We start from the raw sequence: 12,881 nt of genomic DNA, 5'->3' as shown, positions 1-12,881 counted from the left end.
GGCGAAGTCATTGATTTCATTGAAATCATCTCGCACTCCAGGGCTGTTTTAGCGTTGGCCCGGGTTAATTCCGCCGGGCTGGCCACGCGATAGTTCAGCGCACGTTGCTGCAATCAACCGATTTGCAGTGGAGGAGTGCGCTCATGGCTAAGTTAATCGGTGTCGTCAGCAAGGTGGTGGGCGAAGTCTTCGCTGTAGGCAGCGATGGCAGCCGCCGGCCGCTGATCGAGGGCGACAAGGTATATGCCGGCGAGCAGCTGGACACAGGCCTTGCTGGCGCAGTCGCCGTCCACCTGCAAAACGGTGCCGAACTGACCCTCGGCCGTGACAGCAACCTGACCCTGACCCCCGAGCTGTTGGCGGATCGCGCGCCGCATGTTGATACACCGGAGTCGCAGACCCCCAGCCAGGCGCAACTGTCTGATGTCGAGAAACTCCAGCAAGCCATCGCTGCGGGTGCCGACCCGAGCCAGGACGCCGACCCCACTGCAGCCGGGCCAAGCACTGGCGGTGCAACGGGGGCACTGGGCGGCGGGCATACCTTCGTGATCCTCAACGAGGTGGCCGGGCGCGTTGATCCGCAGATCGGCTTTCCCACTGCAGGCTTCAACGGCTTTCCCGAGTTGCCGCAGCTGGACGTCGGCCTGATCAACAACAATGACGAAGCCCCGCCAGTGCCGGTGATCGACAACCCGGTCAGCCTCGAAGGGCTTGCCGTCGAGGGTGGCGAGCTGTCGTTGAACGAGGCCAATCTACCCCAGGGCTCGGCCAGCAATCCGGCGGCCCTGACCCAGGCGGGCAGTTTTACCGTGCAGGCACCCGATGGGGTGTTCAACCTTAACGTCGGCGGCATCAATGTGGTCACCGCCGGTGCGGTGACCGGCATCGGCCAGTCGATCACCACTGGCCTGGGCAATTTGCTGACCATCACCGGCTATGACCCTGCCACTGGCGTGGTCAGCTACAGCTACACCCTCAACGGTGCCGAAACCCACCCCAGTGGCGCGGGTGCCAACGGGCTTGGTGAAAGCATCGCGGTACTGGTCAGTGATACCGACGGCGACGTAGCCACTGGCTCGCTGGATGTCACGGTGATTGACGACGTACCGCGGGCAGTGGCCGATAGCAATGCCGTCACCGCCACCGAGAACCAGCTGACCCTGACCGGCAACGTGCTGACCAATGACGTGCAAGGCGCAGACCGGGTAGCAACCGGGCCGATTACCGCCGGCACCTTCGTCGGTACCTACGGCACTTTGGTGCTGGCCGCCGACGGTTCCTACACCTATACGCTGAATACTGCCGATCCGGATTTCATCAATCTGCATGGCGGTGGTAATGGCGTCGAGACCTTCACCTACACCCTCACCGATGCCGACGGTGATGTTTCCAGCGCCAATCTGGTGCTCAACGTCAGCAACCTCAATGACCCGGTGGAACTCAACGGGCTGAGCATCAATGGCGGCGAGCTGGTGCTGTTCGAGAAGAACCTGGCAGCTGGCAGCAGCCCTGATGCGGCGGCACTGACCCAGAGTGGAACCTTCACCGTGACCGCCGCCGACGGCCTGCAATCGCTGACGGTGGGCGGTATCAATGTGATCAGTGCCGGGGTGGTCAATGGCTTCCCGCAATCACTCACCACGGCCCTGGGCAACACCCTGACCATCAACGGTTTTAACCCGGCCACCGGGGAGGTCACCTACAGCTACACCCTCAATGGCAGCGAAGCGCATGCCGCCGGCAATGGCAGCAACTCACTGGGCGAGAGTTTCAACGTGGTTGCCACCGATACCGATGGCAGCAGCGCGAGCATGAGTATCGATGTTTCCATCGTCGACGACGTGCCGAACGCGGCGGCAGATACCAACGCCGTCACCGCCACCGAGAACCAGCTGACCCTGACCGGCAACGTGCTGACCAACGATGTGCAGGGCGCGGACCGTGTGCCAACCGGGCCGATCACCGCCGGCACCTTCGTCGGCACCTACGGCACCTTGGTACTGGCCGCTGACGGTTCCTACACCTACACGCTGAACACTGCCGATCCGGACTTCTTCAACCTGCATGGCGGCGGTAACGGGGTCGAGACCTTTACTTACACCCTGACCGATGCTGATGGCGATGTGTCCACCGCCAACCTGGTGCTCAACGTCACCAACCTCAACGACCCGGTGACCCTCAATGGCTTGAACGTTGAAGGCGGCGAGCTGACTGTTTTCGAGAAGAACCTTGGCGACGGCAGCAACCCGGATACGCCAGCGCTGACGCAAACTGGCAGCTTCACGGTGACCGCGCTGGACGGTGTGCAAACCCTGACCGTCGGTGGCATCACCGTAGTCAGCGGCGGGGTGGCCAGCGGCTTCCCGCAATCGGCGACCACCGCCCTGGGCAATACCCTGACCATCACCGGTTATGACGCCTCGACCGGCGTGGTGACCTACAGCTACACCTTGCTCGACAACGAGGCCCACCCGAACGCCAACGGCACCAACAGCCTGGGCGAGAGCTTTACGGTCAGTGTGACGGACACCGACGGCAGCACTGCCAGCGGGTCCATCGATGTGAACATCGTCGACGACGTGCCGACCGCGGCAGGCGATACCAACGCCGTTACCGCTACTGAGAACCAGCTGACCCTGACCGGTAATGTGCTGACCAACGACGTGCAGGGTGCGGACCGTGTACCCACGGGGCCAATTACTGCAGGCACCTTCGTCGGCACCTACGGCACCTTGGTGCTGGCCGCTGACGGTTCCTACACCTACACGCTGAACACTGCCGATCCGGACTTCTTCAACCTGCATGGCGGCGGTAACGGGGTCGAGACCTTTACTTACACCCTGACCGATGCTGATGGTGACGTATCCACCGCCAACCTGGTGCTCAATGTCACCAACCTCAACGATCCGGTGACCCTCAATGGCTTGAACGTTGAAGGCGGCGAGCTGACTGTTTTCGAGAAGAACCTTGGCGACGGCAGCAACCCGGATACGCCAGCCCTAACCCAGACCGGCAGTTTCACGGTGACCGCGCTGGACGGTGTGCAAACCCTGACCGTCGGTGGCATTACCGTGGTCAGTGGCGGCGTGGCCAGCGGCTTCCCGCAATCGGCCACCACGGCGCTGGGCAATACCTTGACCATCACCGGTTATGACGCCTCGACCGGCGTGGTGACCTACAGCTACACCCTGCTCGACAACGAGGCCCACCCGAACGCCAACGGCACCAACAGCCTGGGCGAGAGCTTCACGGTCAGTGTGACGGACACCGACGGCAGCACTGCCAGCGGGTCCATCGATGTGAATATCGTCGACGACGTGCCGACCGCGGCAGGCGATACCAACGCCGTTACCGCTACCGAGAACCAGCTGACCCTTACCGGTAATGTGCTGACCAACGACGTGCAGGGTGCGGACCGTGTACCCACGGGGCCAATTACTGCCGGCACCTTCGTCGGCACCTACGGCACCTTGGTGCTGGCCGCCGACGGGTCCTACACCTACACGCTGAACCCTGCCGATCCGGACTTCTTCAACCTGCATGGCGGCGGTAACGGGGTCGAGACCTTTACTTACACCCTGACCGATGCTGATGGCGATGTGTCCACCGCCAACTTGGTGCTCAACGTCACCAACCTCAACGACCCGGTGACCCTCAACGGCCTGAATGTCAACGGCGGCGAGCTGACCGTTTTCGAGAAGAACCTTGGCGACGGCAGCAACCCGGATACGCCAGCCCTGACCCAGACCGGCAGTTTCACGGTGACCGCGCTGGACGGTGTGCAAACCCTGACCGTCGGTGGCATTACCGTGGTCAGTGGCGGCGTGGCCAGCGGCTTCCCGCAATCGGCAACCACCGCACTGGGCAATACCTTGACCATCACCGGTTATGACGCCTCGACCGGCGTGGTGACCTATAGCTACACCTTGCTCGATAACGAGAACCATCCGACAGCCAATGGCGCCAATAGTCTCAACGAAAGCTTTACGGTAACCGCCACCGATACCGACGGCAGCACCGCCAGCGGTTCCATCGATGTGAATATCGTCGACGACGTACCGACCGCGGCAGGCGATACCAACGCCGTTACCGCTACCGAGAACCAGCTGACCCTGACCGGCAACGTGCTGACCAACGATGTGCAGGGCGCGGACCGTGTACCCACCGGGCCAATTACTGCCGGCACCTTCGTCGGCACCTACGGCACATTGGTGCTGGCCGCTGACGGTTCCTACACCTACACCCTCGATCCTACCGACGCAGACTTCAAAAACCTGCACGGTGGCGGCAATGGCACCGAGACATTCACTTACACCCTGAAGGACGCCGACGGCGACATCAGCACCGCCAACCTGGTGCTGAATATCACCAACCTCAACGACCCGGTGACCCTCAACGGCCTGAACGTCAACGGCGGCGAGCTGACCGTTTTCGAGAAGAACCTTGGCGACGGCAGCAACCCGAATATTCCGGCCCTGACCCAGAGCGCGAGCTTTACCGTCACCGCCCCGGACGGCCTGCAGACTCTGACCGTCGGTGGCATCACCGTGGTCAGCGGCGGCGTGGCCAGCGGCTTCCCGCAATCGGCAACCACCGCACTGGGCAACACTCTGACCATCACCGGCTACAACCCGGCCACCGGCGTGGTGACCTACAGCTACACCTTGCTCGATAACGAGAACCATCCGACGGCCAATGGTGCCAACAGCCTCAACGAAAGCTTTACCGTAACGGCTACGGACACCGATGGCAGCACTGCCAGCGGCTCCATCGATGTGAACATCGTCGACGACGTACCGACCGCAGCAGGCGATACCAACGCCGTCACCGCCACCGAGAACCAGCTGACCCTTACCGGTAATGTGCTGACCAACGACGTGCAGGGTGCGGACCGTGTACCCACGGGGCCAATTACTGCCGGCACCTTCGTCGGCACCTACGGCACATTGGTACTGGCCGCTGACGGTTCCTACACCTACACCCTCGATCCTACCGACGCAGACTTCAAAAACCTGCACGGTGGCGGCAATGGCACCGAGACATTCACTTACACCCTGAAGGACGCCGACGGCGACATCAGCACCGCCAACCTGGTGCTGAATATCACCAACCTCAACGACCCGGTGACCCTCAACGGCCTGAACGTCAACGGCGGCGAGCTGACCGTTTTCGAGAAGAACCTTGGCGACGGCAGCAACCCGAATATTCCGGCCCTGACCCAGAGCGCGAGCTTTACCGTCACCGCCCCGGACGGCCTGCAGACTCTGACCGTCGGTGGCATCACCGTGGTCAGCGGCGGCGTGGCCAGCGGCTTCCCGCAATCGGCAACCACCGCACTGGGCAACACTCTGACCATCACCGGCTACAACCCGGCCACCGGCGTGGTGACCTACAGCTACACCTTGCTCGATAACGAGAACCATCCGACGGCCAATGGTGCCAACAGCCTCAACGAAAGCTTTACCGTAACGGCTACGGACACCGATGGCAGCACTGCCAGCGGCTCCATCGATGTGAACATCGTCGACGACGTACCGACCGCAGCAGGCGATACCAACGCCGTCACCGCCACCGAGAACCAGCTGACCCTTACCGGCAACGTGCTGACCAACGACGTGCAGGGTGCGGACCGTGTACCCACCGGGCCAATTACTGCCGGCACCTTCGTCGGCACCTACGGCACATTGGTGCTGGCCGCTGACGGTTCCTACACCTACACCCTCGATCCTACCGACGCAGACTTCAAAAACCTGCACGGTGGCGGCAATGGCACCGAGACATTCACTTACACCCTGAAGGACGCCGACGGCGACATCAGCACCGCCAACCTGGTGCTGAATATCACCAACCTCAACGACCCGGTGACCCTCAACGGCCTGAACGTCAACGGCGGCGAGCTGACCGTTTTCGAGAAGAACCTTGGCGACGGCAGCAACCCGAATATTCCGGCCCTGACCCAGAGCGCGAGCTTTACCGTCACCGCCCCGGACGGCCTGCAGACTCTGACCGTCGGTGGCATCACCGTGGTCAGCGGCGGCGTGGCCAGCGGCTTCCCGCAATCGGCAACCACCGCCCTGGGCAACACCCTGACCATCACCGGCTACAACCCGGCCACCGGCGTGGTGACCTACAGCTACACCTTGCTCGATAACGAGAACCATCCGACGGCCAATGGCGCCAATAGTCTCAACGAAAGCTTTACGGTAACCGCCACCGATACCGACGGCAGCACCGCCAGCGGTTCGATCGACGTCAATATCGTCGATGACCTGCCGAGCGCTGTTAACGACACCAACGCAGTTACGGCCACTGAGGTACAGCTGACCCTCACCGGCAATGTGCTGACCAACGACGTACAGGGCGCCGACCGCGTAACCGGGCCGATCACCGCTGGCACCTTTGTCGGTACCTACGGCACCCTGGTGCTGGCCGCCGACGGTTCCTACACCTACACCCTGAACCCCAACGATACGGACTTCATCAACCTGCACGGCGGTGGCACAGGTGTCGATACTTTCACCTACACCTTGCGCGATGCCGATGGCGACACCAGCACAGCGACGCTCAAGCTCAATGTCAGCAACCTGGACAACCCGGTCACCATTGACGGCCTGAACGTCAACGGTGGCGAGCTGACCGTCTACGAGAAGAACCTCAGCGACGGCACCAGCCCGGACTCTCCGGCCCTGACCCAGAGCGGCACCTTCACCGTGACGGCCCCTGACGGGCTGCAAAGCCTGACCGTCGGTGGCATCAGCGTGGTCAGTGGCGGGGTGGTCAACGGCTTCCCACAGAGCGGGACTACGCCGCTGGGTAACTCGATCACCATCACCGGTTACAACCCGGCCACTGGCGTAGTCAGTTACACCTACACCTTGCTCGACAACGAAAACCACCCGAACGCCAATGGCATCAACAACCTCAACGAGAGCATCAATGTCGTCGCCACCGACACCGATGGCAGCTCCGCCAACGCGACGATCGATGTGAAGATTGTCGACGACGTACCGAATGCAGTCGGGGCAGAACGCTCGGTGACTCCGGGGCAGGTGGACTCCAACCTGCTGCTGGTGATCGATGTGTCCGGCAGTATGAATGAGGCGTCCGGCGTGCCGGGGCTGACGCGTATGCAACTGGCCAAGCAGGCGATCAATGCCTTGCTCGACAAGTACGATGAAATGGGCGATGTAAAGGTCCAACTGGTGACCTTCTCTACCGGGGCCAACCAGCCTTCAACTGTGTGGGTGACCGTCGACCAGGCCAAGGCTATCGTCAACGGCCTCAGCGCGGGTGGTTCGACCTATTACGATTCGGCGATTACCTCGGCGCAGTCGGCCTACACCACCGGGGGCAAAATCACCGGTGCGCAAAATATCGTGTACTTCTTCTCCGACGGCGCACCTACGTCGGGGCACGCGATTACCGCGCCGCGCGAAGTTGAATGGGAGGGTTTCCTCGACAGTAATGGGATCAAGTCCTACGCGATCGGTCTGGGCAGTGGCGTCAATGCCGGGAACCTCAATCCGTTGTCCTACGACGGTAGTACCCACACCGACACCAATGCCACGGTGGTCACCGACCTCAACCAGCTCAACTCGGTACTGTCCGGCACCGTCCAGGGCGCGCCGATCACCGGCAGCCTGATGAGCGGCGGCCAGTTCGGCGCTGATGGCGGCTTTATCAAGTCGCTGGTTATCGATGGCACTACCTACACCTACGATCCGAAGGGCAACGGCGGTGCGGGCTCTTATGCCACCAGCGGTGCGGCGGACCGGGGTACTTTCGATACCGGCACCAACAGCATTACCGTGAAGACGGCCATCGGCGGCAGCATCGTGGTCAACATGGATACCGGCGACTTTACCTACACGCCGCCCAAGGACACCGGCAGCGGCCAGGTCGAGCAGATCGGCTTCGTCGCCAGTGACAACGATGGCGATACCGCCAGTGCCAATCTGGTGATCAACGTCTACGCCAATACCGCGCCAGTGGCCGGGGCCGACCATATCATCAGCAACATTCTGTCGAGCAGCATCACCGTGCCCGCCGAAGCCTTGCTGGCCAATGACAGCGATGCCAACCATGATCGCCTGAGCGTGCCTTCGACGACCACCTTCGATACCGGCTGGGCGGCAAAAGGGGCAGGCTTTACCGTGGGCAGCGGGACACCGCCGACGGTTGTCTTCAACGGCACCAACAACACCGGCGCCAACCAGCTGCGGGATCTGCCGCGCAGTGCCTTCAGAGGCCCGGCCAATGCCATGACGGCGGCACTGGTTGTCAGTGGCTACCTGGGGGCTGTAACCACGGCCAATGCCAACGATGAGGACGTATTGACCGTTACCCTGAAAAAAGGCGAGACGCTGACCCTCGATCACAACCTGGCAGCCGGCAACATCCTGATGGAGTGGAAGGACGAGAGCGGCAGCTATCAGACCATCGCCGACGGCGGCTCCTTCACCGCCAGTCATGCCGGCCTTTACAGTATCCACCTGGTCAACCTCACCAACTCGTCAGGCAGCAACACCAACGCGGCTGAAAACTACGCGCTGACCATGACTGTCGACTATTCCAACGCCCAGAACGAAACCGCCTACGGCACCTATACCGTCAGCGACGGGCATGGTGGCAGCAGCACCGGCAATGTCGACATCGTTTATCAGGAGGGCAATACCCTCACCGGTACCAGCGGTGACGATACCCTGCTGGCCGGCGCCGGCAACGATACCCTCAATGCAGGTGCGGGCAACGATGTGTTGATCGGCGGGGATGGCAACGACTTCCTCTACGGCGGTGATGGCAATGACCTGTTGATCGGTGGTGCCGGCAACGACCTGCTCGACGGTGGCGCGGGTATTGACACCGCCAGCTACGCCAGCGCCGGCAGCGCGGTGACGGTCAACCTGAGCACGGTCGGAGCGCAGAACACCGGGGGTGCCGGCACCGACACCCTGGTGGCGATCGAAAACCTGATCGGCTCGGACTACAACGACAACCTGACCGGTAACGACAACGCCAACGTGCTTAACGGCGGCCTGGGCAACGACACCCTGATCGGCGGTGGCGGTGATGATGTGCTGATCGGCGGCCCGGGCAACAACACCCTGACTGGCGGCACGGGTAGCGATACCTTCCTGTACCAGCAGGGCAACACCGGGCACGACGTGGTCACCGACTTCACCCCGGGCACCGATCGTCTGGACCTGTCGCAACTGTTGCAGGGTGAGAATGCAACGACAGCGTCGCTGGATGACTACCTGCACTTCAAGGTCACCGGCAGTGGCGCCAGCGTGGTGTCGACCATCGAGGTCAGCTCGGTGGCAGGTGCGGCGCCGACCCAGACCATCGACCTGGCAGGGGTGAACCTGGCCCAGCACTATGGTGTGACGGCAGGTGCGGGCGGGGTGATTGCGGCAGGGCAGGACACGGCGACGATCATCAACGGCATGCTCAACGATCATTCGTTGAAGGTGGATACCGTATAGGCCTGTTGCTGCAGTCTCAGGACGGGCGCCGCAGGGTTTTTTGCCGCAGGATGTAAATGCTCACCAGCACCGCGCTGGTGAGCATGAACCCCCGCGCCCAGATCAGCGGCACCAGGTAGCAGGACAAACCGATGCTCAGCCACATCAGGCCGATGGCGTAGACCTTGCCTTTGAGGGGAATGCCTTCGCCACTGAGGTAGTCACGAATCCACGGCCCGAGCTTGGGGTGGTTGACCAGCCAGTGGTGAAAGCGCGGCGAGCTGCGCGCAAAGCACGCAGCAGCCAGGAGCAGGAACGGGGTGGTCGGCAGTACCGGCAGGAAGATCCCGATCACCCCCAGCGCGACGCTGAGCCAGCCGATGGCCAGCAGCAGGTAGCGCATGGACGCCGACTCAGTGGTGGCGAGGCTTGAGCAGGGCTGGCTTCTCGTCCGGCGCGTGCAGCAGCAGGTACAGCGCGGTCAGGGCTTCAGGGATCTGCACGATCATGTCGTCCTGCAGGTTGGCGTCCTTGGCGATGTCTTCGAATTCTGGCTGTTCATCGAACAGGCCGGAACCGACCATGATCGGCAGGAGCATCTCGCTGACTTCGTCTTCAGCGGTCTCGAACCAGGCCTCTTCGCGCATGAACACGCCTTCCATGAAGCCGATGCACCAGCCGCGCAGGTCGGAGTCGTCCGGGTCTTCACCCAGGTCGAGGTCGCACGGCAGTTCGAATTCCTCGTCGCTGGCCAGCTGGCGGGCAACGTGGGCTTTGAGCTGGATCAGCGTGGCTTCGATCTCTTCACGCTGGGCGTCGTCCTTGTAATGCGGCTCTTCGGCGAACAGGGCGTCGATCCATTCGCGCTCGGGAACCTCTTCGGCACCGATCGACAGCGCGGTCAGGAAACCGTGGGCGGCCACGTAGTCGAGCGCCTCTTCATGCAGCTCGTCGGCGTCGAGGAAGGCTTGCAGGCGGGTCAGTTGCTCGGCGAAGGACATTACGGGGCTACCTTGGGAATAAACGATACTGAATTCTAGCACCTTGCAGCGCAAACGAGGCAAAGGAAGACGTCTATCGCAGAGCATCCTGCTAGGCCGCAGGCTCCGCTATAATGCCCGGCTTTTATCCCAGGGCCCTTGTAACTCGGGGGTCGGGTAAAAGCCGCTTACGCATTTTCGGGTGTCGCCAGCGGGTTTTTCGTCCAGCCTGTGCCCAGGATGGTTCTGCGATTTTTGGAGTTTTTATGCTCGAACAGGCTCAGCGCGTCCTCAAGGACATCTTCGGTTACGACAGTTTTCGGGGTCGCCAGGGCGCGATCATCGAATGCGTGGCCAAGGGTGGCGATGCGCTGGTCCTGATGCCCACCGGCGGCGGCAAGTCGCTGTGCTTCCAGGTCCCGGCCCTGTTGCGCCCTGGCCTGGCGGTGGTGGTATCGCCGTTGATCGCGCTGATGGACGACCAGGTGGCGACCCTCGACGAATTGGGCGTGGCCGCCGCTTCGCTGAACTCGACCCTCAGCGCCGAGCAGCAACGCGAACTGGCCGGGCGTATCCGCCGCGGCGAAGTGAAGATGCTCTACCTGGCTCCCGAGCGCCTGGTGCAGCCGCGCATGCTCGATTTCCTGCGTACCCTCGACATCGCCCTGTTTGCCATCGACGAGGCCCACTGTGTGTCGCAGTGGGGCCATGACTTCCGTCCCGAGTACCTGCAACTGGGGCAACTGGCCGAGCTGTTCCCCAACGTGCCGCGCATTGCCCTGACCGCCACCGCGGACATGCGCACCCGTGAAGAGATCGTCACCCGCCTGCACCTGCAGAACGCCGAGCGCTTCCTGTCGAGCTTCGACCGGCCGAACATCTTCTACCGCATCGTGCCCAAGGAGCAGCCGCGCAAGCAGTTGCTGGCGTTCCTCGGCGAGCGGCGCGGCAACGCCGGTATCGTCTACTGCCTGTCGCGCAAGAAGGTCGACGACGTCGCCGCCTACCTGTGCGAGCAGGGCTTCCCGGCCTTGCCTTACCATGCCGGCCTGCCTGCCGAGACCCGCGCCTCCAACCAGCGGCGCTTTCTCAACGAGGAAGGCCTGATCATGGTCGCCACCATTGCCTTCGGCATGGGCATCGACAAGCCCAACGTACGCTTCGTTGCTCACCTCGACCTGCCCAAGTCGCTCGAGGCCTACTACCAGGAAACCGGCCGCGCCGGTCGTGACGGCCTGCCTGCCGATGCCTGGATGGCCTACGGCCTGCAAGACATGGTAATGCTCAAGCAGATGCTGCAAAACTCTGAAGGCGACGAGCGCCACAAGCGCATCGAGCAACACAAGCTCGATGCCATGCTCGCCTTGTGTGAAGAAACCCGCTGCCGCCGCCAGACCCTGCTCAACTACTTCGACGAAGAGTTGCCGCAGCCGTGCGGCCACTGCGACAACTGCATCGATGGCGTGCAGACCTGGGATGCCACCGAGCCTGCGCGCCAGGCGCTGTCGGCGGTGTACCGCACCGGTCAGCGTTATGGCGTCGGCCACCTGGTGGATGTGCTGCTGGGCCGCGACAACGAAAAGATCCGCAATTTCGGCCACGAGAAACTGGCCGTGTACGGCGTTGGCAAGGACCGCTCCGAGCACGACTGGCGTTCGCTGTTCCGCCAGTTGGTCGCCCGCGGCCTGGCCGACATCGACCTCGAAGGTTACGGCGGCCTGCGCCTGTCCGACACGTGCCGGCCGTTGCTGCGCGGTGAAGTCAGCCTCGAGCTGCGTAAAGATCTCAAGCCACAAACCAGCAGCAAGGGTGGCAGCAGCAGTGGCGGCAGCCCGGCCAGCCAGCTGGTGCGTGGCGAAGAGCGCGAACAATGGGAAGCCCTGCGTGCGTTGCGCCGCAAGCTGGCCGAAGAACATGGCGTGCCGCCGTATGTGATCTTCCCCGATTCGACCCTGCTGGAGATGCTGCGCAGCCAGCCCACCAGCCTCAGCGAGATGGGCCGGGTCAGCGGCGTCGGTGCGCGCAAGCTCGAGCGTTACGGCGAAGCCTTCCTCGAAGTGCTGGGTGGCGGCGTCGAAGCGCCAAAGATCGTCACCGACCTGCGCCACGAACTGGTCAGCCTGGCCCGCGCCGGCATGACTCCGATGCAGATCGCCGGGCAGCTGAACTGCAGCGAAAAGAACGTCTACAGCCTGCTTGCCGAGGCCATTGGCCGCCAGGAGCTGTCGCTGGACCAGGCCCTGGACCTGCCGGAAGACCTGCTGGGCGAAGTTCAGGATGCCTTCCTCGATGGTGAAGGCGAGTTGCCGCCGGTGTCGGCGATTGCCGAGCAGTTTGGCGGGCGAGTGCCCGAAGGTGTTTTGTATTGCGTACGGGCCGCGCTGGCTGCCGAATTCGAGATGTAAAACCGGCCTTGTCATCATTTATAACGATTATC

At 62.6% G+C, this 12,881-nt stretch carries 4 protein-coding genes; 2 read left to right on the top strand and 2 right to left on the bottom strand.

Going from position 1 to position 12,881, the window contains the following annotated elements; translation table 11 throughout:
• The first annotated feature begins 143 nt into the window (after window positions 1-143).
• Window positions 144-9,485, top strand: a complete 9,342-nt coding sequence (locus JYG36_RS20150; RefSeq protein WP_213602087.1) for a retention module-containing protein — start codon at window positions 144-146, stop codon at window positions 9,483-9,485.
• A 16-nt stretch (window positions 9,486-9,501) separates the two neighbouring features.
• Here JYG36_RS20150 and JYG36_RS20145 read toward each other — a convergent pair whose 3' ends face one another.
• Window positions 9,502-9,867: a YbaN family protein gene (locus tag JYG36_RS20145; protein WP_045200076.1), complete on the bottom strand. Its 366-nt coding sequence runs from the start codon at window positions 9,865-9,867 to the stop codon at window positions 9,502-9,504.
• Between the two features lie 10 nt (window positions 9,868-9,877).
• A complete protein-coding gene (locus tag JYG36_RS20140; protein WP_045200079.1) occupies window positions 9,878-10,465 on the bottom strand; it encodes a UPF0149 family protein in 588 nt (195 codons plus the stop codon).
• A gap of 245 nt (window positions 10,466-10,710) precedes the next feature.
• Here JYG36_RS20140 and recQ point away from each other — a divergent pair, with 245 nt between their 5' ends.
• Window positions 10,711-12,849: a DNA helicase RecQ gene (gene recQ, locus JYG36_RS20135; protein WP_045200081.1), complete on the top strand. Its 2,139-nt coding sequence runs from the start codon at window positions 10,711-10,713 to the stop codon at window positions 12,847-12,849.
• Window positions 12,850-12,881: the final 32 nt, after the last annotated feature.

Source organism: Pseudomonas sp. SORT22 (assembly GCF_018417635.1).
Classification (GTDB): Bacteria; Pseudomonadota; Gammaproteobacteria; order Pseudomonadales; family Pseudomonadaceae; genus Aquipseudomonas.
This window is presented reverse-complemented; position numbering and strand designations above follow the sequence as displayed.